Source organism: Paraliobacillus ryukyuensis (assembly GCF_003315295.1).
Classification (GTDB): Bacteria; Bacillota; Bacilli; order Bacillales; family Amphibacillaceae; genus Paraliobacillus; species Paraliobacillus ryukyuensis.
Genome location: NZ_QNRI01000002.1, coordinates 328818 through 353213 on the forward strand (window position 1 = coordinate 328818; position 24396 = coordinate 353213).

The window sequence follows — 24396 nt, forward strand, 5'->3', positions numbered from 1 at the left end:
CATGAGCATTAAAGCTGAAGAAATCAGTGCGCTGATCAAACAGCAAATTGAAAATTATCAAGCAGACATCGAAGTCAGTGATGTTGGTACAGTTATTGAGATTGGTGATGGTATCGCACGTGCGCACGGGCTTGATAATGTAATGTCTGGAGAGCTTGTTGAATTTTCTAATGGTGTGATGGGCTTAGCTCAGAACTTAGAAGAAACAAACGTTGGTATTGTTATTTTAGGTCCATATACGGATATCCGTGAAGGAGATCAAGTAAAACGTACCGGACGAATCATGGAAGTACCTGTAGGGGAAGAGTTATTAGGCCGCGTGGTTAACCCACTTGGTCAACCGATTGATGGGAAAGGTCCAGCGGAAACAACGAAAACACGTCCGATTGAAGCGGCAGCACCTGGTGTAATGGATCGTAAATCAGTTGATGAACCACTTCAAACAGGGATTAAGGCGATTGACGCACTAGTTCCAATTGGTCGTGGTCAACGTGAGTTAATTATTGGTGACCGTCAAACAGGTAAAACAACCGTTGCGGTTGATACCATCTTAAATCAAAAAGATCAAGATATGATCTGTATTTATGTTGCTATTGGACAAAAAGATTCAACTGTTCGTGCAACAACAGAAGTTTTCCGTCGTTATGGCGCGCTAGATTATACGATTGTCGTTAGTGCTGGTGCATCAGAACCTGCACCACTTCAATACTTAGCTCCTTATGCTGGTGTATCGATGGGTGAAGAGTTTATGTATAACGGCAAACACGTGCTTGTGGTTTATGATGACTTGAGTAAACAAGCAACAGCTTATCGTGAACTTTCCTTGTTACTTAAACGACCACCAGGCCGTGAAGCATTCCCAGGGGATGTATTCTATTTACACTCCCGTTTACTAGAACGTGCAGCGAAATTAAGTGATGCGAAAGGTGGCGGTTCTTTAACTGCGCTACCATTTGTTGAAACACAAGCAGGTGACATTTCTGCATACATTCCAACAAACGTAATTTCGATCACAGACGGACAAATTTTCTTACAATCAGACCTCTTCTTCTCAGGGGTTCGACCAGCGATCAATCCTGGGCTGTCGGTTTCCCGTGTAGGTGGATCTGCACAAATCAAAGCAATGAGAAAAGTCGCTGGTACGTTGCGTTTAGATTTAGCTTCTTATCGTGAATTAGAGTCATTTGCGCAATTTGGTTCTGATTTAGATAAAGCAACCCAAGCGAAATTGAACCGAGGTGCTCGTACGGTTGAAGTATTAAAGCAAGGTTTGCATAAGCCGATTGTCGTTGAAAAACAAGTAATGATTATTTATTCGCTTGTTAATGGTTATTTAGACGATGTTGCAGTGGAAGATATTACTCGTTTTGAAGCTGAACTATTTGATTACTTAGATGCAAATCATACAGATATACTAGCTAAAATCCGTGAAACTGGTAAGCTTGCTGAATCAGAACAAATGAATCAAGCGATTGAGAATTTCAAACAACAATTTGTAGTTTCACAATAGCTTAAAGTAAATTTTTGCTGAAATAGACCCAGAACCTTATTGGAAAGGGGGCTGACTTGTTGTGGCGTCATTAAGAGACATTCAAACTAGAATTACGTCTACGAAGAAAACAAAACAAATTACGAATGCAATGCAAATGGTATCTGCTTCCAAATTAAATAAAGCACAGGATAATGCTACTTCGTTTGTACCATATAGTAAAAAAATACAAGAAATGGTGCACCATATTGCGGGTAGAGCGGATGAAAATGCGCATCCTATGCTGACACATCGCGAAGTAAAGAAAACAGCTTATTTCGTGATTACATCAGATCGTGGTCTAGCAGGTCCATTTAACAGTGGGATACTACGAAAAGTTTACCGTACCATTCAAGAAAATCACCAATCATCAGATGAATACACGGTGATCGTGATTGGTAGAATTGGCCGTGACTTTTTTAGACAACGTAATATTCCGATTATGAATGAAATTATTGGTTTATCGGATCAACCATCTTTTTCAGATATTCAAGATTTAACTTCTGAAGCTGTTCAACTGTTCATTGATGAAGAAATTGACGAGTTAAATATCGTGTATAATCACTTTGTTAGTGCGATTTCACAAGAAGTTGTTTCAACAAAATTACTTCCTTTAACAGAGATTAATCAACCAGGTGAACAAAAACTGGAGAGTATGTATGAATTTGAACCGAATGAAACCGAAATATTACACACGTTACTACCACAGTACGCCGAAAGTTTAATCTATGGTGCATTATTGGATAGTAAAGCAAGTGAGCATGCGTCACGTATGACTGCCATGCAAAATGCAACTGATAATGCAAACGAACTTATTGATGATCTATCGTTGCAATATAATCGTGCGCGACAAGCTGAAATCACACAAGAAATCACTGAAATTGTTAGTGGAGCAGCAGCACAAGAGTAGCAGAAAAAGCATGTTAGGAGGGAAATGAGATGAGTAAAGGGCGAGTAACACAAATTATGGGACCTGTTGTCGATGTTAAATTCGATGACGATCGCCTTCCAGAAGTATACAATGCGTTGTTAGTTTATCCAGATGATACAAGTGATACCGTATTTACCCTTGAAGTAGCATTACACTTAGGTGATAACACAGTTAGAACCATTGCCATGTCATCTACAGAAGGTATTAGACGTGGAGCAACAGTAGAAGATACAGGTGCAGCAATCTCTGTTCCGGTTGGTGATGAAACATTAGGACGCGTGTTTAATGTGTTAGGTGAAGAAATCGATTTAGATGAAAAATTACCACAGGATATTCGTCGTGATCCAATTCATCGTGAATCACCAAACTTTGAGCATCTAGCAACAGAAACAGAAATTCTAGAAACAGGGATCAAAGTAGTTGACTTATTAGCACCTTATATTAAAGGTGGTAAAATCGGTTTGTTTGGTGGTGCGGGTGTTGGTAAAACCGTACTTATCCAAGAATTGATTAATAACATCGCTCAAGAACATGGTGGTATTTCTGTATTTGCGGGTGTAGGTGAACGTACGCGTGAAGGAAATGACCTCTATTATGAAATGAAAGACTCTGGCGTTATCACCAAAACAGCTATGGTGTTCGGACAAATGAATGAGCCACCAGGTGCGCGTATGCGTGTCGCATTGACTGGACTAACCATGGCGGAATATTTCCGTGATGAAGAAGGGCAAGACGTGTTATTGTTTATTGATAACATTTTCCGTTTTACCCAAGCAGGTTCAGAGGTATCTGCCTTACTAGGGCGTATGCCTTCAGCCGTTGGGTATCAACCAACATTAGCAACCGAAATGGGTCAATTGCAAGAACGTATTACATCAACAGACAAAGGTTCCGTTACATCTATTCAAGCGATTTATGTACCAGCCGATGACTATACGGATCCAGCACCAGCAACAACATTTGCGCACTTGGATGCGACAACAAACTTAGACCGTAAGTTATCAGAGCAAGGGATTTACCCAGCGGTGGATCCATTAGCATCTACTTCACGTGCACTTGACCCTGAAGTAGTTGGGGAAGAACATTATAATGTAGCACGTGATGTTCAACAAACATTACAACGTTATAAAGAATTACAAGATATTATCGCTATTTTAGGTATGGATGAACTTTCTGATGAGGATAAATTAACTGTAGCACGTGCCCGTCGTATTCAGTTCTTCCTATCACAAAATTTCCACGTGGCTGAGCAATTTACAGACCAACCAGGTTCTTATGTACCTGTAAAAGAAACAGTGCGCGGTTTCCGTGAAATTTTAGATGGTAAATACGATGATCTTCCAGAAGACGCGTTCCGATTAGTAGGGACGATTGAAGAAGTTGTTGAAAAAGCAAAACAGTTGGCTTAATTTAACAAGAATATCTATTTACAATGGCAATGGCCATTAGAAATGTTTGATTTTGGCCCAAGGAGGGGTTACGTTGAAAACATTAACGGTGAGTGTTGTCACTCCTGATGGCCCTATTCTGGAAGATTCATATGAAATGGTAAGCTGTAAAGCGCAAAGTGGTGAACTAGGTATCTTGCCAAACCACATCCCTGTGGTTGCGCCGTTAGTTATTAGTGCTGTGCGTTTGAAGCGTAATAACGAAACAATTCGAGTAGCGATTAGTGGCGGGTTTATCGAAGTAAGTAATAATCAAGTAACTATTTTGGCGCAATCAGCTGAATCACCAAGCGATATTGATGTTCAGCGTGCACGCAAAGCAAAAGAGCGTGCCGAAAGACGTCTAAAAGCTAAACAAGATGATATTGATTTCAGAAGGGCAGAATATGCACTCAAACGTGCATTAAATCGACTTGATATAGTTGAAAAACGTTAAAGAAATTACTAGACATGTATGATAAAATGGTAATGCTTAAAAGACTTTAGTGCTGTAATGGTATTAAAGTCTTTTTTCTTAGAGAATAATTGGAGAAATCAAACGTAAAATGTTGAAATCAAGGTTTTTTGGTTATTACGTTTGATGTCGTTATTTCCCGGGAAATAGCAAATAGAAACGCAAGGAGGATCATCCCATGCTCGAAATAGGACAACAAGCCTTAATAAGCATGATTTCACATCTTATTTTTATTATTATAACTTGGCAAGTCATTCAATCGCTACGCCTTGATCCTATATTTAAGAAGATGCGAACTTTCGAAGCAAAAGTGCTGATCATTTTTGTTACTATTGCAATAGGAACGACAGTGAGTAACTTTGTTTTAGACTTCTTTAGGTGGTCACAGCAAATCACTAATCTTTTTTAATTGGATGATTATGTAGGAATTTGACGAATCTCTCTTTGTATATCACATGTAGAAAACGAGCATACTGGTGATAAAAACAAAGGGGGATTTTTTTATGAAACAAAAAGTAATCATTATAACTTTTATTTTATTATCGTCTGTAACATTTCATCTAGAAACATTAAGCGCACATCATCAAGTTTTGGCAGAATTAAAAGATTTAGAAAAAGCGTTTCAAGCCAATAACCATACTATACAGCAGTGGCAATTACAATTGCGGGAGCAAGTAGAGGTTGAGAAATTAACTTCCACCATAAAATCTATTAAACAATTATTTCCTGATAGAGAAATGGAAGTAGAATATACGAATCAAGCAAAAAAATTAAAATGGAACCCTCAGCATTCTTCAAGCCAAAGCGAATCTATTATTATTGTGGTGGGTAAAAATAGTTCTAAAGCAGATGTGATCTACACATTAACAGGCGATACGTCATTAGATAAGTGGGTTGAAGAGAGCAATGTGCATGCATTATTAAAAGATATTTTTACGGATAAAGTGACAAAATTTACTTGTGCTTCGACAGTACTTGATGATAAAATAAATAGTGTTTATTTTTTAAACAGATTACAAGGTTTTTTGAATGTTCAACAAGTACATAAATTACGAGAATCGGATTTTACTGTGCTTTCTGGTTACACAAAAAAGTGGGATACATCTATTCCAATGGAAAATGAGCAAATGAATATTCAATTAGCCGCTCGTCAAGTGGATAAAGAAAAAACAATGATCACAATAGGAACACCTATCCTAACGACTGAATATTAATAATATAGAAACTGGACTTTAGAGGAGAATGGACCTTGGAAAAAATCATCGTCAGCGGTGGCAGGAAGTTGCAAGGCACAGTCAAAGTAGAAGGTGCAAAAAATGCAGTGCTACCTGTTATCGCAGCAAGCATAATGGCAAGTAAGGGAAGAAGCGTACTTCATGATGTTCCAGCTTTAGCTGATGTAGTTACCATGAAAGAAGTACTACACAACATGAATGCATCTGTTCAATTTCAAGACAATACGATAACTGTTAATGCAGTAAAACCATTAATTACGGAAGCTCCATTTGAATATGTTCGAAAAATGCGTGCATCGGTGTTAGTTTTGGGGCCAATGCTGTCTCGTTTTGGTCATGCAAAAGTAGCAATGCCTGGTGGTTGTGCAATTGGTTCGAGACCAATTGATCTTCACTTAAAAGGTTTCGAAGCAATGGGTGCAAAAGTTCATGTAGGAAATGGTTATGTCGAAGTATTTTCGGAAGGACGTCTGAAAGGGGCAAAAATTTATTTAGATGTTCCTAGTGTAGGGGCTACTGAAAATATTATGATGGCAGCCGCATTAGCAGAAGGAAGAACAGTCATTGAGAATGCAGCAAAAGAACCAGAAATAGTTGACTTAGCAAATTTCTTAAACAAGATGGGTGCGAAAGTAATTGGTGCAGGCACAGAAATGATCAAAATTGATGGAGCTCCGCAATTACACGGTGTGGAGCATACTATTATTCCAGACCGAATTGAAGCAGGGACTTTTATGGTAGCTGCAGCAATAACTGGTGGAAATGTGTTAATTAAGGGAGCAGAGAGTGAACATATGCGTTCACTGATCTCAAAAATGGAAGAAATGGGTGTGCAATTTTTTGAAGAAGAAGATGGGCTTCGTGTTATTGGCCCAGAACAATTAAAACCAACGGATTTAAAAACGTTACCGCATCCAGGTTTTCCAACAGATATGCAGTCACAAATGATGGCATTAATGCTAAATGCTGTTGGAACTAGCGTGATTACGGAAACAGTCTTTGAAAATCGATTTATGCATGTCGAAGAATTTCGTAGAATGAATGCAAAAGTTAAAATTGAGGGTCGCAGTGTTATTGTTGAAGGCCCAATAACCTTGCAAGGCGCAGAGGTGGCAGCGACTGATTTACGCGCAGGTGCTGCTCTTATTCTAGCAGGTCTAAATGCTGAAGGTTATACTAGAGTCACAGCGTTAAATCATATTGATCGTGGTTATGTAGATATCGCTGGAAAACTTGCACGATTAGGCGCGGACATTGAACGTGTAGATGATGCAGACGAAGCAATGCTAGACACAATAGAAAATCAAAGATTATCCGCACTATGAAAAAAGAATGCCTTTGTTCACAAAGGCATTCTTTTTTACGTCCAGCACTATACAATTGGTGTTTATCTCACAAACAAATGCATAAAAACTATAGCATGGCTTTTCTCCAAGCATAAGAAAAATATTTTTCGTTCTACTATTCTGAGCTCTTGTATAAAGTATTTAGTAGAGATTATTTGTATTTATGCAAAGGAGGAACGGTATGCATCCTTACCGTAAAAGAAAACAAACAGCAAACTGGAAAAAAGGGAGTCTTATGGGGTTTTCTCTATTACTAATACTGATTTTGGTCATACCTACACTTATTGTAGCTCCGAAAACGCTACAAACATCAGAAAAAAAAGTATCTGTTGACCAACCAGAGCAACGAGCAGTGTCGACACCAACGTTAAGTGAGAAGGACTCTGCGTTTTCGGTAGAAGTTTTACGAACATCATCCAATCAGAACGAAACCGTCCCTTTAGAAGACTATGTGACAAGAGTAGTAGCTTCGGAAATGCCTGCTGATTTTGAATTAGAAGCATTAAAAGCGCAAGCACTAGCAGCAAGAACGTATATCGTTAACTATTTAGCTCATGCTGGTGAGGAACAACAGGTAACAGATACTGTACAACACCAAGTATATAAAGATGAACAAGAGCTAAAGCAGGCGTGGGGGAATGATTATCAATGGAAAATAAAAAAAATTAAACAGGCTGTTGCAAAAACGGTCGGAGAAATCATCACTTATGATGGGCAACCAATTACACCTGCTTTTTTCTCTACCAGTAATGGGTACACGGAAAATGCTGAAGATTATTGGGAAAACTCCTTACCTTATTTAAAAAGTGTCGCAAGCCCATGGGATGAAGATTCTCCAAAATTTTTAGATCAGAAAACAATTACCTTAAAAGAAGTGGAAAAGGCACTAGGTGTGACTATTTCAAACACAAATGCTACCCTGCCGGTAACAAAAACCGAAAGCAATCGTGTCAAAACAATTGAAATAGGTGGCAAAACTTTTACAGGTAGAGATCTTCGAGAGAAACTAGAACTACGATCTACAGATTTCGAAGTAACTGCTAAAAATGATTATCTTATTTTTACAACCAAAGGTTACGGTCATGGCGTTGGTATGAGTCAATATGGAGCAAACGGAATGGCGAAAGAAGGAAAAAGTTATCAAGAGATCATCAGTTATTATTACCAAGGGACAAAGGTAGCTTCTATTGAAGATACCACACCAAAATTAGTCGTTCGTAAATAATTAATGAAAAATAACATATAATAATAAATTTTTTCACTTTGAATGTATATAACTCACCTCTTTTGATCAGAATGGTTGCTGAGGTGATGTGAAAATGAAAGAAGATAATCGTAACGTTTCAAAACCAAAATGGAAACGTATCTTCGAAAAGAAATGGTTTTTCCCTGCTGTTTATCTATCCGTTGCAGCACTAATGCTAGCTGGGGTTTTATGGTATCAAAATCTAAATAACCAAATTCCTGAAGCAACAGATGATACTGGACCACAAGTAGATAATGCTCGTGACAACTTAGCAGATTTTGACCAAGACTCAGATCCAGTCGTAAATCAAGCCGAAGTTCTTAAACTACCTGTAACAGAAGAAGCACAAACGGAGATCGCAACTAAATTCTATGATTACAATAATTCAGCAGAAGAGCAAGAACAAGCACTCGTTCTATACGACAATAAATATTATCAAAGCAAAGGTATAGATATTGCTTCAACAACAGATAAAACATTCCCAGTTGTGGCTTCATTAAGCGGAGAGGTAACAGACGTTAGAGAAGATCCAATGCTAGGTAATGTAGTTGAAATGAAACATGAGAATGGAATAACAACTCATTATGCAAGCTTGGATGATGTACAAGTAAAAGCAGGCGATGAAGTTACCCAAGGAGAAGAATTAGGTTTAGCTGGTGAGAACACATTCAGTCAAGCAAGTGGTATCCATGTTCATTTTGAAATTCGCAAAGATGATCAGGCGGTTGATCCAGAGAAGTTTATTAACCAGTCGGTTGCTGATATTAAAGTGACTGACGAGCAGGATGAAAAAGTGAGTACAGATGACGAAGCAACAACAGAAGACACCTCGTCAACACAAACGGATAACTCATCTACAGTACCGTCAGAAAAAGCGGATGATCAGACTTCAAATTCAGAAGAAACTAGCGACCAAGATGCTTCAACTAAAGATCGTGAATCTTCTAGAGCGACAACTAATACGTAAACCGAGAAAGAGTGCCCAAGCAAGTGGGTGCTCTTTTTCTAGTATAATCTACTAATTCAACAATTACTTTTGTACTATTTATAGTAAAAAAGCAGATTAAGTAGTAAAAAACTCTTGAAAAAAAAGAAAAATATGTAATAATATATTTAATAGATAGTTTTGGAAGGAGGGGAATATCTTGATTCGTGATAACTCTTTCCCCAAACTAAATGTGGAGGACTATCAACATTTACGGTTACATGAATTTGTAGATTTGCTTAGAGTGAATTATGATGAAAAAGTAGCACTTGAACTAGCAAAAGATTTTTGTTTAATGACTTCGAATCTAGAAGACATGCGAATTGGTATGGTCTTTCTGTATCAGTGTGGGTTTTATTTAGATTTGGGAGTACTCGTTGAAAAAAATAAAGCAACTCAAGATCAAACAAATCAAAAATGGGTAACTGTTTTTGAATTAATCCTAGATGAAACTTTTGCTCGAAGTCCCCACCATATGATACTGGCTAAACTTCTTCGTTTACAAGATGATGAGCCTGAATTAAAAGCTATAATAGGCATAAAAGTAATAAGTCTCTACTTTAATACATTTATGTATGGTAAAATTGGGAATTTACTAGAAGATTTGGTGTCTATAATTAATCAAGTCAATAATCCTCTACTTGTGTCTATCTATAATTTATTTTTAGATGAATTATTATTTTTATTTTACTGGAAGCGAAATGAGGTTGTGCTCGCTAGAAAGTATGGTTTTCGAATACTAAACAAAGTCAACATACAGAATAGAAAAGCTAACATTCACATTAATTTAAGTTTAACTTATATTTTTGATGATTTTGAATCAAGTTTGCATCATTTGATAGAAGCAAGAGAAATAGCTAGACATTATCAACAACACCAATTACTTCATATGATTGAAAATCAAAATTATCCATTTATTTGTGCACACTTTAATCGACTAGATCAGGTAGAGACAGATGATATTAGTGAGCAAGCCCATCTGCACTTAGCTCGAAACAATTTTAAACAGGCTCAACAGTTATTATCACAATTAACTGAGGTGACACCATTTACGAAATATTATTTAGGACGAGCTTATCAAGATCGAAAATACTTACTTAGCTCCTATAATGATTTTATAGAAAAACGGAGTGATTACTTTTTTGCTCGCCTTCCGTTAACGGTATTAAATAATTCTCAGTTAATATAAATTAATGAGGAGGGTAAATGTTGAGGAAAAAAATCATTGGTATATTTCTAACTCTAGTTATATTAACTTCAACATCAATTGTATCTGCAGTAGATCAAACTTCTTTAGAGAATAAAGATCAGAGCACACCAAAAGTAAGTATTATGATGAATGATCCTGGCCACGGTAGTGGACCCTAAGCTTTGTTTAGCCCTTATTATAAGGGCTTCTTTTTTTTTATCTTAAAGTAACATTCTTCGTTTTCTGTAATTTTGTTCATATTCAACTTGTCCCCCTAATAAACTGATACAAACCCAATCAAGAAGTCTAAGGTTTGACACCATACGTTCTTTATTGATTAGACTAGCTTTCATCGTTCGATTTTTCCATTTTACTTTATAACATTCATGCTCATGTCTCGTAACACCTTGGACAGACAACAGGAGGCTAGTGACGTGCATGATTATATTAGAGAACGAGCGCTTCGAATTGCAAAATATACGTTGGAAACGAAGAAAACCGTTCGAGTGATTGCGAAAGAATTTGGTGTCTCAAAAAGCACCGTGCATAAAGATCTTACTGAACGGTTGCCAACGATTAATCCTGAATTGGCTGTGGAAGTAAAAGAAATCCTAGATCATCATAAAGCCATTCGACATCTACGAGGTGGTGAAGCGACAAAAATGAAATATAAAGTAACCAAGCAAGAAGTAGAACAGCTGTTAAAAACATGACATACATAGTAGGTCCTTCCTTTGTGAACAACTATTAAAATGGTTAGTAAAAACACTTTAATTCAATATTCATAAATAAAATGGTCACTAACATTAAAAAATAGTTAACGCAACTTCCAAATTTGTGATAATATATATAATTAGAAGTAATATGCATATTTACGGAAAAATTCAGGATTTGATGATGAATTAGGGAGGATCTAAAGTATGTTTTCTAGGGATATAGGGATTGACCTTGGAACAGCAAATGTATTAATACATGTTAAAGGAAAAGGTATTGTACTAGATGAACCATCTGTTGTTGCGATGGATCGAACAAATGGACGTGTACTAGAAGTAGGGGACGCAGCCAGAAAAATGGTAGGGAGAACTCCTGGAAATATTGAAGCAATTCGACCATTAAAAGACGGAGTTATTGCTGATTTTGATGTAACCGAAGCTATGCTGAAATATTTCATTAACAAAATCAATGTGCGAGGTTTCTTTTCCAAGCCACGCATGTTAATTTGTTGTCCAACAAATATTACCAAAGTAGAGCAAAAGGCAATTAAAGAAGCAGCAGAAAAGTCAGGTGGCAAAAAAGTTTACTTAGAAGAAGAGCCTAAAGTAGCAGCTATTGGCGCAGGTATGGACATTTTTCAACCAAGCGGAAATATGGTAGTTGATATTGGTGGGGGAACAACAGATGTTGCAGTATTGTCTATGGGTGACATTGTTACAGCGCAATCCATTAAAATGGCTGGTGACAAATTCGATGTTGAAATTCTAAACTTTGTAAAACGTAAATACAAATTATTAATTGGAGAACGCACAGCAGAGGATATCAAAGTGCACGTTGCAACTGTATTTAAAGGCGCTCGTGAAGAGTCAATTGATATTCGCGGCCGTGATATGGTAACGGGTCTGCCTCGCACGATAACCATTCATTCTGCTGAAATTGAAGAAGCCTTGCGTGAATCAGTAGGATTAATTGTTCAAGCTGCCAAAACAGTATTAGAACAAACACCACCAGAGTTATCTGCTGATATCATTGATCGTGGCGTCATTCTAACTGGTGGAGGCGCATTAATACACGGTATTGACCAATTATTGTCAGAAGAATTGAAAGTTCCGGTATTTTTGGCAGAAGAACCTATGCATTGTGTAGCAAAAGGTACTGGCATTATGCTAGAGAATATTGATAAAATAGAAAAAAGAAGTATCGTTTAAAACGGTTATACAAAAAACCACGTCTTTATTGCAAAAATTGTAGGAATTACGATTGTTATACATATTCCTCGCATTTTTTGTTTAATAGACAACGTAAAGAACATATCACATCAACATTGTTGTAATAGAAGGGAGCAACCATCGTGCTTAGAGGATTTTATACAGCGGCAAGTGGAATGATGGCGCAACAACGCAGGCAAGATACTTTGTCTAATAATATTGCTAATGCACAAACACCAGGATACAAACAAGATCAAGCAACTGTAAGAGCATTTCCAGAACTTTTGATCCAACGCATGGGGAAACAAGAAATTAACACAGCAACTGGTAGTTTTAATGTACCGCAACAACGGCAAATTGGTTCCATTAATACAGGTGTCTATGTCCAAGAAACGATACCTGACTTTAAGCAAGGTTCCTTAAGAGAAACGGGATTAACGACTGATATGGCGTTAGTTAATGGAACACTGCCAGATGAGACAGGTGGACTATTTTTCACTGTTCAAAACGATGCTGGTGACGTGCGTTATACGAGAAATGGGAATTTCACAGTTAATGGTGATGGATTTCTTACTACAGGCGAAGGATTTTATGTACTAGATCAAGCTGGTAATCCAATCGAAACAGATGGGCAAACTTTTACCGTTAACAATGATGGTATTTTACAAGTAGGTGCACAAGCAATTCCTGTCGGTGTGGCATATAGTGCCAACACGAATGATTTAGTAAAAGAGGGACAAGGATTGTTTGCTTTAGGTGAAGATGGGCAAGCGTTGGAAAACGCTCGTGAAAATGCTGCTGTTACGTTTAACATACAGCAAAAGTATGTTGAGACTTCAAATGTAGATACAGTCCAAACGATGACAGATATGATGCAAGCGTATCGACTATTTGAAACGAATCAAAAAGTGTTACAAGCATACGATCAAAGCATGGATAAAGCGGTAAACCAAATTGCTCGTTTAACATAATACTACGAACTAAAAAGGATGTGTAAGTAATGAATCGAATGGCTGTGCAAGCTGCAGTAACCATGCGAGAATTGCAAAATAAATTAGATGTGGTTGGTCATAACATGGCTAACTTAGATACAACAGGTTACAAGTCACGGTCTGCATCTTTTTCTTCGTTATTATTTCAACAAATTAATAATCTAAGTGATGAGGAAGCAAATGCAGTTGGTCGTGTAACACCAGATGGTATTCGGTTAGGTTCCGGTGCAAAAGTTAGTCAGACAAAAGTTGATTTATCAATGGGATCATTAAAACAAACCGGTCGCGGATTAGATGTTGCGCTATTAGAAGATAATCATTTATTCCAAGTCGATGTTACCGAAAACGGCGTAACCGAGCGCCGCTTCACACGTGATGGTGCATTGTACCTCAACCCGATGGAAAATGGTCAATTAATGCTAACAAACAGTGATGGTTTTCCAATTATTGGTGAAGATGGGCCAATAAGGCTAGCAGAAGGCATGGAAGACATTTCAATTACTGATAGCGGAGCAATTCAAGTAACAAGAAATGGACAAACTGCTATCGAAGGCCAATTGGATATAGTCGAAGCTGTGCGACCACAATTCCTTGAGTCAGCAGGAAAGAACCAATTTCGTTTACCTGATATTACGGATGCTGCTTATAATGAAGGTGACATTATTCAAGATGTTGCTGCTGGGGATATTGCTTTGAAATCAGGTTCTTTAGAAAGCTCAAATGTGAATTTAGCCGGTCAAATGACGAGTATGTTAGAAACGCAGCGTGCTTATCAATTGAATGCTAGAACGATTTCAATGCATGATCAAATGAGAGGGCTAGTTAACCAATTGCGTTAAGTCACTTGAATGAAATAGGCAAATAAGGAGTTACCAAGACATGCAATCCACACAATCAAATGAAACAAAGCAAAATAATATAACGAAACAACAGCAAGAAAAAATGACAAAAGAACAAAAAAAAGCTAGCAGGAAAAAGCTGAAAGAAGAAAAAAAACAACACAAGAAACCAATTCGAAGGGTATTTCCGATTTGGCTTCGCATAATTGTTGTACTCTTGCTTGCTTTATTGGCGTTAATCATTGGTTTGGTTGTTGGTTATAGCATTCTTGGTGATGGTCAACCAATGGACGTATTAGAGTTAAAGACGTGGCAACATATTATAGACATTGTTAATGGAGAAAGTTAATCATTTTTATAATGGTTGACTTTTTTTCGCATTAAACACTTAACTTGTATCAATTTCATCATTGCATTCACACTTATAAAACACAAACTTTAAAATGTTTTTTACAAATAAGTGAAGAAAGCAAATGGGGAGACTCCTTGAAAATAAAAAGCTATTTTCTTCGTGCGATGATTCGCTGCCGAAGCGTTCCTTATCCTGAAGGAAACACATCAACCGAAGAGCCACTTTTGTTGAAGAAGGAAGCTTAGACAAAAACCGTCACGTCGTGTGACAACGTTTAACTGACCCATGTCTTTCAAGCCTTCGGAAAGCGACCCCATTTGCTGACTGAACGGAGTAGGCGCGCTACATTTATTCTGAAATATCGTTCGTGTTTTTAATCAACTATTCAATTATGAAATTTGTGTAACTTTAATAAAAATAATCAATGCAAAAGACAGGAGTGTAGAATATGTTAGATATTCAACAAATTAAAGATACCATCCCACATCGTTATCCCTTTTTACTAGTTGATGAAATTACAGAGTTAGATGGTGAAAAACGTGTGGTAGGGAAGAAAAATGTCACCATTAATGAACCTTTTTTTCAAGGACATTTTCCCGATTATCCAGTAATGCCAGGTGTACTTATAGTAGAAGCGTTAGCTCAAACAGGAGCTGTCGCAATCCTTAATAAAGAAGAAAATAAGGGCAAAATTGGTTTCTTAGCTGGGATTGATAAATGTCGATTTAAACGTCAAGTAAAACCAGGTGACCAATTACGTTTAGAAGTGGAAATCACGCGCTTAAAAGGCCCAGTTGGAAAAGGAAAAGCCACAGCTACGGTTGATGGAGAACTTGCATGTGAAGCAGAAATTATGTTTGCCATTAAATAAAAATTTATAAAAATCTCCTTTTTCTATTCTATTTGGTGGAATTATTTCGCAAACTTTGGGAAAACTACGTTTGAAATGGAATAGAATGAAGGAGGATTTTTTATGAAAGAAAAAATGGGCAAATGGTTTGTTCCTATATTTGCAATGAGTCTACTCTTTGGATGTGCGCAAGACGAGGAAGAACCTGCTGAAGACGAAACGCCAGCAGAAGAAATGGAAGAAGAAATGGATAATGTCCAAGAAGAAACTGAAGACATGATGGAAGAAGATCAACAAGACCAGACAGATATGCAAGAAGAAGACAAACAGGAACAAAACATGAATGAAGAACAGCAAAATCAAGATGAGGCAGAAAAAGATATGAATCAAGATACCGACCAAGGTGACGATACAGGAAACGAAGATACCATGGAAGGCGATCAAGAAAACAAAGAAGAATAAAGTCTACTTTTTCATCACAAGTAAGCCTTACTTAAATAGGATAGTTTAAGGTGACGTATGATATACATCTGTCACCTTAAGTTATCCTTTTGTAAAGAGTCCAACATCAGGATTCTTTTTTTATTTTTCAAAATAGTAGTGTTAATCCATGAGAAAAGTGGAAAAGCTATTTATTGGTGATCAAAAGTAATATGTGATATAGTATAATTCGAAATGACTGACCGGTCATTTATTAAAAATTAATGAAACGCTTCGTCTTTTTCATGCGTACGATAATCGAAAGGTAGGTGAGAATGTTGAATCAAAAAAAGCAACGAATGATTGAAGAGAGTATGAAGTTATTTGCAGAGAAAGGATTTCATGCGACATCAATTCAAGAAATTGCTAACAAAAGTGATGTTTCCAAGGGTACATTTTATTTATATTTTGCTTCCAAAGAAGAGTTAATTGTAGAATTATTTGATTACTATACATCACTTGTGATGGATAAATTCAAAACGATTCAACAAAAAAATATTGATGCAAAACAAAAACTCGTTGAGCAAATGCAAATGATGTTAGACTTAATTACCAATCACAAAGAATACATGGTTATGCACTTACAAGATAATATACATATTGGACAGCATATGAATGATCTCGCTATGAAACTACTCCAACGTTCCTTTGAGTGGTCCAAGACTGCGTTAACGGAAATATACGGAGAACAAATTGCACCTTATATTGTTGATGCATCCATTCAATTAGACGGTGCGTTGCATGGATATTGTAAAGCAATTGTGATGCACGATCTGCAAGTAGATAATACTTCTCTAGCCCGATTTATTGTCGATCGATTAGATGATACCTTTCGTAGTATGATGCACAACAATGTAGAGCCTCAAATTAGTTATGATCAATTAACATTTGCAACGATAAATCAATCGCAAAATGTTCGAGTTATTAAAAAACTTATCGAACGTACCATTGCTACGATAGATTTGCTCCAACTACCAGAGCAAGAAAAAAAACAGCTGAAAGAAGCGGCTGAGATGATAAATGAAGAAAGCAACAAACCAGAAGCAAATAATGTGGTGTTGCAAGGGATATTATTACAATTAAAACGTATTCCAGAATTACAAAAGCTAAGTTCTGATATCGCAACTGAACTAGGAGTTTAAATAAATGAGAGGGGATCAAATATGAAGAAATTAAGTTTATTGCTCGTTGCTTTGCTACTGTTATTAGCAGCATGTACGGAGGATGACTCTGCTACAGAAGAAGAAACACAAAAAAGTGTAACAACAGTCGAAGTAGATGAGGTTACACAAGGAGATATTACCATTGATAAATCATTTTATGGACGTACCAGCCCAGTTCAAACAACACCAGTGATGGCTCCGATGGCAGGTGAATTGGATAGTCTGGACGTTGAAAATGGGGAACATGTAAAAGAAGATGATGATTTATTAACGATCATTGGTGCAGAAACAGGCAGATCAATGACAATCACCGCTTCAAATGATGGGGAAATCACTAGCTTATCAGCAAAAGAAGGTGACATGGTTTCAACAGAAAATGCAATTGCAGTCATTGCAGACCTATCAGAATTAACAGTAGAACTAACCGTTACGGCAAACAATTTACGTTTGTTTGAAGAAGATGCAGAAGTGGACGTCCATTTCTCTGACGCAGAAGATGAAACGACTGCAACTGTTGATTATATAGGTACATTACCGAATGATACTGGTCTTTATCCAATTGAATTAACCCTAGATAATGAAGATAATCAGTGGCAACCTGGAACCGTTGCAGAAGTGGTGGTTCCGGAAAATACGGTAGAGGATACGTTGATTGTCCCAACCACTGCTATCGTAGACGAAGATGATGCATCGTATGTCTATGTTGTTAATGAAGATAACGTTACAAAATTAGAGATAACAGTTACTGAGTCACAAACAAACAAAACAGCTATTGAAGGAGAACTATCTGAAGGTGATCAAGTTGTAACAAGTGGTCAACTCACATTGTCAGATGGAGCTAAAATAAGTATAAGTGATGGGGAGGATAATGCATCGTGAAGCTAGTAGATCAATCCGTCAAACGTCCAGTTGGAGTGATTATGATTGTGTTAGCAATCATTGCACTCGGTGTTATCTCTGTACGAAATTTAGCAATCGATCTACTTCCAGAAATTGATTTACCGGTTGCTGTCGTTGCAGTTAATTATCCTGATGCAGCTCCTGAAGAAGTAGAGAAACAAGTTAGCAAACCAATTGAATCTGCCTTAAGTTCAATTGAAGGGGTAGAGACGATCCAGACCCAATCACAATCTGGATCCGCTTTAGTCTTAATGCAATTTAACATGGGAACTAATCTTGATAATGCACTTCTTGAAGTAAGGGAAAGTGTTGACCAAGTAAAAGGGATGCTTCCAGAAAGTGCTGGTGACCCGAGTGTTCTAAGGTTTAACCCAAATCAAATGCCAATTATGTGGGTCGGTCTTTCTGGTGATAATTTAACAGAACTACAAAGTATTGCAGAAGATCAAGTCGTCCCTCAGTTTGAACGTGAAGGCGGTGTAGCCTCTGTTTCTGTACAAGGTGGTCAAGATCGTGTGATTGAGCTTGAACTGGATCAAGCCAAATTAACAGAATACGGTTTAAGTACACAACAGATTATGCAGACACTAAGCCAAGTAAATCAATCGGCATCAGCAGGTAGTGTAGCTAAAGGAGATAAAAACCTTAATATCCGGATTGATGGCACATACACCTCTGTGGAAGATATTCGTGAGACACTTTTACAAACATCTCAAGGGGCAACTGTAAAAGTAGAAGACATTGCAACTGTAAATGATACGTTTAGTGATGCTGGTACAACGCTAGTAAACGGCGAACAGGCTGTTGTTTTATCGATCATGAAACAATCAGATGGAAATACAGTAGATGTATCCAACAATATTATGGACAGTATGGAAGATTTAAATCAATCTCTACCAGATAATGTGAACTTACAAGTGGTGGTCGATACATCAGACTTTATTAAACAGTCGATTTCTTCTGTTATTCAAAATATGTTATTCGGTGGATTGTTTGCATTACTTATCCTCCTACTATTTTTAAAAAGTATTCGTGCAACTTTGGTTGTTGGTCTTTCGATTCCAATTGCCATTATCGCTACATTCACACTAATTTACTTTACCAGAGAGACGTTAAACGTTCTAACGATGGGTGGTTTAGCACTTGGACTCGGTATGATGGTGGATAGCTCCATTGTTATTTTGGAAAATATCGTCGCCTATCGACAACAAGGGTACTCCATGAAAGAAGCAGCCAAGCAAGGGGCTTCAGAATTAGCTCCAGCAGTTATTGCGTCAACAACGACAACCCTAGTTGTATTTTTACCAATCGTCTTTGTTGAGGGAATCGCATCAGAATTGTTTACACCATTAGCCTTAACTGTTGCGTTTGCGCTAATCGCTTCATTAATAGTGGCGATTACCTTAATTCCAATGTTGTCTTCTAAATTATTGTCCAATGCAATGAGCGATAATGGACGTCGATATTGGTTTGATCGCTTCTTACATCGTTTTAACAACAGCTATAAAGGTGTCTTGAAAAAAGTACTACGATTTAGAAAAACAACGATTTTTACTAGTCTTGTGATTATTATTGGAAGTTTAGCGCTTATCCCGTTCATTGGAACAGAATTTATTCCACAGGGAGATCAAGGACAGTTAGAAGTATCAGTCGAAACGCCAGTAGGAACAACAGCAGAAAAAACAACGGAAATTTCGCAACAAGTAAACGAAAAGTTACAAGCTTATGATGGCGTGATTGAAGTCAATTATGTGACTATTAATAGTGGTGATGCAGCCGCAGGTATCACTGGTGGTGGAAGCTCAAATCAAGCAAGCTACACCATTCAATTAGTCGATCCTTCTGAACGTGAACAAACAACCGAAGAAGTAATGCAGGCCATTGATCAAGATGTACAATCCATCCCAGGTGCGGAAATTACCGTAAGTGCAGTAGGTGCAGCAATAAGTACGGGTGATCCAATCCAGATTCAATTAAATGGACCCGAAAGCGACGTACTTCGTGAACTGGCAGATCAAGTGGTTACCGAAATTAGTGATGTGGATGGTGTCTATAACCCAACAACATCGGTGGAAGAGACTACACCACAGCTAAATATTCAAGTAGATAAAGATGTTGCTGCACAATATGGTTTAACCGAATCAGAAGTAACGTCACAAGTCCAGACGCATTTTACGGGTCAGACTGTTATGCAATATCGTGAAAATGGAGACGATATTGATGTACGTCTAACGTATCCAGATAATAAGAAAGATACGATTAGTGACTTGAAGACATTAATGATTCAAAACCAACAAGGAACAAGCGTGCCGTTAGAAACGATTGCAACTTTTAAACAAGAACAAGCACCTGCAACGTTGACACGCCAGAACCAACAACAACAAGTCAACATTACCTCTGATGTTGTCGGGAACGATCTTGGTAGTGTACAGACAGCTATTGAAGAAAAATTAGATAGTATGACCTTGCCAGAAGGCTATACGACTAGTATTGGTGGGCAAGCAGAAGATATGGTCGAAGCATTCTCTGATTTAGGTCTAGCTTTAGTTTTATCAATCTTCCTTGTTTATGCTGTGATGGCAGTACAATTTGAAAATTTCTTATTCCCGTTCATTATTATGTTCTCCATGCCAGCGACGGTAGTGGGAATTTTCGGTGGTCTATTTATCACGAATACACCACTAAGTATTACGGCATTTATCGGGATTATCATGCTTGCCGGTATTGTAGTAAACAACGCGATTGTATTAGTTGATTACATCAATATCTTACGTGAACGTGGCATGAGCCGATATGAAGCGATTTTAGAAGCGGGAACAAGTAGAATGCGACCAATCTTAATGACCACATTAACAACGATTTTAGCTATGGTTCCATTAGGATTAGGTATTGGAGAAGGTGCTGAAATGCAGCAACCAATGGCGATAACCGTTATCTTTGGTTTAACTGTTTCTAGTATTTTTACGTTATTGCTTATTCCAGTAATCTATACGTATTTTGATGACTTGTCGGAAAAAATTAAAGGATTATTTAAGAAAGCGGAATAAGTAAGATAAAAGCAGTTCAATAAAAAAACTGCACCCTTGGCGGTGCAGTTTTTTTATGCGAACAGAGCGTCGTTGTCCGGTCGTTGATAACCACTTTATAACCTAATGCTAAATAATCAAGATAGTTCCTAATATGATACAGACAACACCTACTAGTTTGCGTAACGTCATCGGTTCCTTCAAAAAAAGGGCTGCAATCAAGAATGTCCAAATATATGTAATAGAGGTTAGTGGAAATACGACTGTATAATCCACCTTTTTTAACACATAAATATTTAACAATGCACCCGATCCATAACAAATCCCACCAAATAAAAGTGACAATACCAAATGACGACTCCAGTGTAATCCATGGCTAGAAGCTCGCTTAAAAAAGAATGCTCCAATTGCTCCTAACAAGGTAAATAATAAAATGAACGGTAACCAGCTAATCGTCGCCACCACCAATCAAAATAGCGCCTGTAATAATAATCAGCGTTCCGATTAGCCGAGACGAATCCACCTGCTCCTGTAACAAAAACCATCCAAAAAAAATGGCAAAAACATAGCCAAGGCTGAGTAGTGGATGAAGAATAGATAGGTCACCGAATCGAAAAGCAATCAGCATAAACAATGCCCCAGAAAAATAAAGAAAAAAACCAATCCACAACACTAGATCTAGCATGCCATCTGACAATTTCCAACTTAGTTGGCCTAAAGCGGTACACAATGATGCAGCAGCCATCAATATAATTCCGACTTTGTTTTTTACTAAGGAGTGAAGGAGTTTATTCATGCTGCACCTTCTTTAGCAAGGCCAAACCAATCAGAACAAAGATAACTAACGTATTAGCATATAAATATCGAAAGTCTTGCGCAGGTAAGCCTGCAAAAATTGTGGCTGTGTTGAGTAGGCTAGGTAATGCAACAATGATCATCTGCTTTCCGAGCTTCAAGACACTAATGAAAGTGAATAAAATAATTGCAAAGGTGTAAATGGCTGGTCGCCATATCCATTCTTTCATATACGTCTGACTAAAGTTATACCACCTTGAAAATTGTGTCTGTAACCAAGGACTTATTGAATGTGATACTAGATCATAATCATTTGGCTGATAGATTGTTGTTGTGAAAATGTCGGTATAGCCATTCTCAGGCTGATTAATTTGCCAAACTAATGATGTTTGAGCTAAAAACGCCTCCATCGCAATGGAGGGATGCTCAAGTACAACCTCGAACCAATAGTTGAGATATGCTCTATTATCGCTAAAAATCATTTCTCCGTTATAATCATGAGCAAATTTAATTGGATCGGTTCGATAAGGATTGTAATAGGCTTTCCACTGTTCAATAGGCAAAATTTGATCAAAATACGTAAGTTGTTCTTCGGTCATGGCTGCCTCTTCATAAATGACACGCGCAATTTGTTGTGTTGGTATTGCTAATGCCTCATTCGGGTTAGCAGGGGTCACATTCAAATAACGAAAAATAGGACCTGTTAGACTAAAATAAATAATGAAGAGAATACCAGAAGTAATCAAGATATGTTTTGTAAATGAACGATATTGTAGTAATAACAAGATAAGCAATAATAATATGATTGGCAAACCATTATTTCGAATGAAAATCACGCTTAACAGCGTAATTAAGAGCAAACTAAGATGACGTTTATGCTGTAACCATTTCCCTTTAGATAACACGATATGGATCAAGATAATGGTTAATAAAAACAGTGAAGCACTATAAAGCACGTCTTTCCAAATCATTAATACAAAGCCAGTATTAATCGGAGAAAGTGCAAACAGCAAGGTCAAAGCCCATGTCCATTTTTTATAAATTCCATAGCAATTCAAGCTGTACATTCCATACCCAAAAATCAACGCCAGCAGTGTACTCTGACCTATGACAACAATTGCCGGTGAATGCCATATGCTCGTTAAGGCAAGCATAAACCACGTATATAGTACAGGATGCCAATTGCTAAATTCTAATGTATGGATTTGACGCCAATGAGAAAGTGAATCTGGTGTCATAGCACCTGGGAAAAATGCGACCAAAAAGACAGACCAAACGAGTACGCAGGGAATAGCATAATAAAATAGATAATATTTTGGTATAGGTTGATAACGGACAGTAATGGATTGGGAATAAAGAACGAGTAACACGGATGCCAATAAAATACCAATGGTTACGTAACTACCGATTATGATAAATAAACCGATTAACCAATGATTGTCCAATAAGTGTGTTAAAGAACTTTTTAAACTAAGCAATAGCAGTAAAGAAAGAACAATGACAAAAGAAACAAAGGTAGGTCGCCGTAGTAACGGAACAAATAATGTAGAATTCCTCCGAATACTACGAAACAAATAGTGATAGATTAGCATAAACGCAAGCATTGTTAACACAATGACAAAGACATGTGTATGTGTAAAAGACTGACGAATAGAGATTAGGCTTACGGTACTAAAGGCACTTGCGATAATAAGTAGTAAAAAAGGAATACCTTTCACGATAGATCACGCTCGCAATCTTGAATAATCCGATTAAGTTCTAATTCATAATTTTTCTTATGCGAAGCTATTACTGTATCTAAGATTAAACCGCTAGCAAACGCAAGCATAGATAAGATCATTAGCCCTGTTGCTAATATCGCAGAAGGTATTTTTGTGATAAAACCAGTTTGAAAGAATTCACTAATTACGGGTAGACCGATAGCTAATCCAGTCATGAAAAAAAGGATCGAAAAAATTCCAAAGAATAAAAAGGGACGATATTCTTTAAACAACATAAAAATTTTAGATAACACTTTAAAACCATCTTGAATCGTATGTAATTTCGATTCACTACCATTCGGGCGATCTTGATAATCAATAGGAACCTCTGTAATAGGAAAGCGTTTATCTAACGCATGGAGGGTCATTTCCGTTTCAATTTCAAAACCCGGACTCATTACTGGAATCGATTTGACAAACAATTTATTAAATGCTCTATAACCAGTCATAATGTCTTTTACATCACTTTTGTATAATAAATTAATACAGTTTTTTACGATTGCATTTCCAAACCGGTGAAATCGCCGTTTATTCTCTTGATGGTAAGAACCATTTGATAATCGATCCCCAATCACCATACATGCTTCTTTCTTTTGAATAGGTGCGATCAATTGATGAACATAAGTAGCAGGATACGTATGATCTCCATCTACCATGACGTAGCAATCCGCATCAATATCGCGAAACATCGAACGGATAACATAACCTTTACCTTGACGTCTTTCTTGATGAACAATAGCACCATGTTGTCTAGCGATAGTAGCAGTATTATCCTTTGAGTTGTTATCATACACGTAGATCCTGGCCTTCGGTAACTCTTGTTTAAAGGCATCGATCACTTGTCCAATCGTCTGTGCTTCATTATAACAAGGAATTAAAATAGCAATTTGCATACGGTATCCTCCAAAAATAAAGTTCCAGTTTATTGTAACGAAGATTAATAAAAGAATATGGA

General features: G+C 37.3%; 25 protein-coding genes. 21 read left to right on the plus strand and 4 right to left on the minus strand.

All coding sequences use genetic code 11. The features are described from left to right. The first annotated feature begins 1 nt into the window (after position 1). The 21 genes from atpA (at position 2) to DES48_RS04950 (ending at position 20907) form a co-directional block, all read left to right on the plus strand. Entirely contained in the window at positions 2–1510 is a 1509-nt protein-coding gene (atpA, locus tag DES48_RS04855) for a F0F1 ATP synthase subunit alpha (protein WP_079710591.1), read from the plus strand. Positions 1511–1571: 61 nt separating this feature from the next. Then, the gene (gene atpG, locus DES48_RS04860) at positions 1572–2438 is read left to right on the plus strand and encodes an ATP synthase F1 subunit gamma (protein WP_079710592.1); all 867 of its coding nucleotides are present in this window, start codon (positions 1572–1574) and stop codon (positions 2436–2438) included. A 29-nt stretch (positions 2439–2467) separates the two neighbouring features. Further along, positions 2468–3868, plus strand: a complete 1401-nt coding sequence (gene atpD / locus DES48_RS04865; RefSeq protein ID WP_113867317.1) for a F0F1 ATP synthase subunit beta — start codon at positions 2468–2470, stop codon at positions 3866–3868. Between the two features lie 73 nt (positions 3869–3941). Then, on the plus strand, positions 3942–4343 hold the full coding sequence (locus DES48_RS04870) for a F0F1 ATP synthase subunit epsilon (protein ID WP_079710594.1): 402 nt from the start codon (positions 3942–3944) through the stop codon (positions 4341–4343). A 196-nt stretch (positions 4344–4539) separates the two neighbouring features. Continuing rightward, positions 4540–4770, plus strand: coding sequence for a DUF1146 family protein (locus DES48_RS04875; RefSeq protein WP_079710595.1), 231 nt, complete (start codon positions 4540–4542; stop codon positions 4768–4770). Positions 4771–4864: 94 nt separating this feature from the next. Next, positions 4865–5575 (plus strand): YwmB family TATA-box binding protein, encoded by a 711-nt coding sequence (locus DES48_RS04880; protein ID WP_113867319.1) that lies wholly within the window; start codon positions 4865–4867, stop codon positions 5573–5575. A gap of 35 nt (positions 5576–5610) precedes the next feature. Then, a complete protein-coding gene (gene murA / locus DES48_RS04885; protein ID WP_113867321.1) occupies positions 5611–6921 on the plus strand; it encodes a UDP-N-acetylglucosamine 1-carboxyvinyltransferase in 1311 nt (436 codons plus the stop codon). Positions 6922–7123: 202 nt separating this feature from the next. Beyond that, entirely contained in the window at positions 7124–8167 is a 1044-nt protein-coding gene (spoIID, locus tag DES48_RS04890) for a stage II sporulation protein D (RefSeq protein WP_113867323.1), read from the plus strand. A 94-nt stretch (positions 8168–8261) separates the two neighbouring features. Then, on the plus strand, positions 8262–9155 hold the full coding sequence (gene spoIIQ, locus DES48_RS04895) for a stage II sporulation protein SpoIIQ (protein ID WP_113867325.1): 894 nt from the start codon (positions 8262–8264) through the stop codon (positions 9153–9155). 178 nt (positions 9156–9333) lie between these two features. Continuing rightward, complete coding sequence (locus DES48_RS04900; protein ID WP_113867327.1) at positions 9334–10362, plus strand: AimR family lysis-lysogeny pheromone receptor; 1029 nt, start codon at positions 9334–9336, stop codon at positions 10360–10362. A gap of 20 nt (positions 10363–10382) precedes the next feature. Beyond that, a complete protein-coding gene (locus DES48_RS15875) occupies positions 10383–10541 on the plus strand; it encodes a hypothetical protein (RefSeq protein WP_170126165.1) in 159 nt (52 codons plus the stop codon). Positions 10542–10796: 255 nt separating this feature from the next. Beyond that, on the plus strand, positions 10797–11075 hold the full coding sequence (gene spoIIID, locus DES48_RS04905; protein ID WP_079710601.1) for a sporulation transcriptional regulator SpoIIID: 279 nt from the start codon (positions 10797–10799) through the stop codon (positions 11073–11075). Between the two features lie 207 nt (positions 11076–11282). Further along, positions 11283–12284, plus strand: a complete 1002-nt coding sequence (gene mreB, locus DES48_RS04910; RefSeq protein ID WP_079710602.1) for a rod shape-determining protein — start codon at positions 11283–11285, stop codon at positions 12282–12284. A gap of 143 nt (positions 12285–12427) precedes the next feature. Continuing rightward, entirely contained in the window at positions 12428–13255 is an 828-nt protein-coding gene (locus DES48_RS04915) for a flagellar hook-basal body protein (RefSeq protein ID WP_079710603.1), read from the plus strand. Between the two features lie 29 nt (positions 13256–13284). Beyond that, positions 13285–14115: a flagellar hook-basal body protein gene (locus tag DES48_RS04920; RefSeq protein WP_079710604.1), complete on the plus strand. Its 831-nt coding sequence runs from the start codon at positions 13285–13287 to the stop codon at positions 14113–14115. Between the two features lie 40 nt (positions 14116–14155). Next, positions 14156–14464 carry a DNA-directed RNA polymerase subunit beta gene (locus DES48_RS04925; protein WP_113867329.1) on the plus strand — a complete coding sequence of 103 codons (309 nt, stop codon included), beginning with the start codon at positions 14156–14158 and terminating at the stop codon, positions 14462–14464. Positions 14465–14915: 451 nt separating this feature from the next. After that, positions 14916–15338, plus strand: coding sequence for a 3-hydroxyacyl-ACP dehydratase FabZ (gene fabZ, locus DES48_RS04930; protein ID WP_113867331.1), 423 nt, complete (start codon positions 14916–14918; stop codon positions 15336–15338). Positions 15339–15440: 102 nt separating this feature from the next. Then, on the plus strand, positions 15441–15779 hold the full coding sequence (locus DES48_RS04935; RefSeq protein ID WP_113867333.1) for a hypothetical protein: 339 nt from the start codon (positions 15441–15443) through the stop codon (positions 15777–15779). Positions 15780–16072: 293 nt separating this feature from the next. Further along, a complete protein-coding gene (locus DES48_RS04940; protein ID WP_113867335.1) occupies positions 16073–16939 on the plus strand; it encodes a TetR/AcrR family transcriptional regulator in 867 nt (288 codons plus the stop codon). 21 nt (positions 16940–16960) lie between these two features. Continuing rightward, positions 16961–17839, plus strand: coding sequence for an efflux RND transporter periplasmic adaptor subunit (locus DES48_RS04945; protein WP_113867337.1), 879 nt, complete (start codon positions 16961–16963; stop codon positions 17837–17839). Continuing rightward, positions 17836–20907 carry an efflux RND transporter permease subunit gene (locus tag DES48_RS04950; protein WP_113867340.1) on the plus strand — a complete coding sequence of 1024 codons (3072 nt, stop codon included), beginning with the start codon at positions 17836–17838 and terminating at the stop codon, positions 20905–20907. Before DES48_RS04945 ends, DES48_RS04950 begins: the two co-directional genes overlap by 4 nt. A gap of 108 nt (positions 20908–21015) precedes the next feature. On the opposite strand, the gene DES48_RS04955 is transcribed toward DES48_RS04950, so the two are convergent. Genes DES48_RS04955 through DES48_RS04970 form a run of 4 tightly spaced genes read right to left on the minus strand, consistent with a single transcriptional unit; the run spans position 21016 to position 24334 of the window. Further along, positions 21016–21351, minus strand: a complete 336-nt coding sequence (locus DES48_RS04955) for an EamA family transporter (RefSeq protein ID WP_245911313.1) — start codon at positions 21349–21351, stop codon at positions 21016–21018. After that, positions 21335–21682, minus strand: coding sequence for an EamA family transporter (locus DES48_RS04960; protein WP_113867344.1), 348 nt, complete (start codon positions 21680–21682; stop codon positions 21335–21337). Before DES48_RS04960 ends, DES48_RS04955 begins: the two co-directional genes overlap by 17 nt. After that, positions 21675–23399: a DUF6020 family protein gene (locus DES48_RS04965; RefSeq protein WP_113867346.1), complete on the minus strand. Its 1725-nt coding sequence runs from the start codon at positions 23397–23399 to the stop codon at positions 21675–21677. The genes DES48_RS04960 and DES48_RS04965 overlap by 8 nt, the downstream gene beginning before the upstream one ends. Further along, a complete protein-coding gene (locus DES48_RS04970; protein ID WP_113867348.1) occupies positions 23396–24334 on the minus strand; it encodes a glycosyltransferase family 2 protein in 939 nt (312 codons plus the stop codon). Before DES48_RS04970 ends, DES48_RS04965 begins: the two co-directional genes overlap by 4 nt. Positions 24335–24396: the final 62 nt, after the last annotated feature.

Excerpts from the sequence above, each read along its gene's own strand:
- atpA (WP_079710591.1), top strand. The coding sequence starts at position 2 with ATGAGCATTAAAGCTGAAGAAATCAGTGCGCTGATCAAACAGCAAATT.
- atpD (WP_113867317.1), top strand. The coding sequence starts at position 2,468 with ATGAGTAAAGGGCGAGTAACACAAATTATGGGACCTGTTGTCGATGTT.
- DES48_RS04875 (WP_079710595.1), top strand. The coding sequence starts at position 4,540 with ATGCTCGAAATAGGACAACAAGCCTTAATAAGCATGATTTCACATCTT.
- DES48_RS04880 (WP_113867319.1), top strand. The coding sequence starts at position 4,865 with ATGAAACAAAAAGTAATCATTATAACTTTTATTTTATTATCGTCTGTA.
- spoIID (WP_113867323.1), top strand. The coding sequence starts at position 7,124 with ATGCATCCTTACCGTAAAAGAAAACAAACAGCAAACTGGAAAAAAGGG.
- spoIIQ (WP_113867325.1), top strand. The coding sequence starts at position 8,262 with ATGAAAGAAGATAATCGTAACGTTTCAAAACCAAAATGGAAACGTATC.
- mreB (WP_079710602.1), top strand. The coding sequence starts at position 11,283 with ATGTTTTCTAGGGATATAGGGATTGACCTTGGAACAGCAAATGTATTA.
- DES48_RS04920 (WP_079710604.1), top strand. The coding sequence starts at position 13,285 with ATGAATCGAATGGCTGTGCAAGCTGCAGTAACCATGCGAGAATTGCAA.
- DES48_RS04925 (WP_113867329.1), top strand. The coding sequence starts at position 14,156 with ATGCAATCCACACAATCAAATGAAACAAAGCAAAATAATATAACGAAA.
- fabZ (WP_113867331.1), top strand. The coding sequence starts at position 14,916 with ATGTTAGATATTCAACAAATTAAAGATACCATCCCACATCGTTATCCC.
- DES48_RS04935 (WP_113867333.1), top strand. The coding sequence starts at position 15,441 with ATGAAAGAAAAAATGGGCAAATGGTTTGTTCCTATATTTGCAATGAGT.
- DES48_RS04940 (WP_113867335.1), top strand. The coding sequence starts at position 16,073 with ATGTTGAATCAAAAAAAGCAACGAATGATTGAAGAGAGTATGAAGTTA.
- DES48_RS04945 (WP_113867337.1), top strand. The coding sequence starts at position 16,961 with ATGAAGAAATTAAGTTTATTGCTCGTTGCTTTGCTACTGTTATTAGCA.
- DES48_RS04960 (WP_113867344.1), bottom strand. The coding sequence starts at position 21,682 with ATGAATAAACTCCTTCACTCCTTAGTAAAAAACAAAGTCGGAATTATA.
- DES48_RS04970 (WP_113867348.1), bottom strand. The coding sequence starts at position 24,334 with ATGCAAATTGCTATTTTAATTCCTTGTTATAATGAAGCACAGACGATT.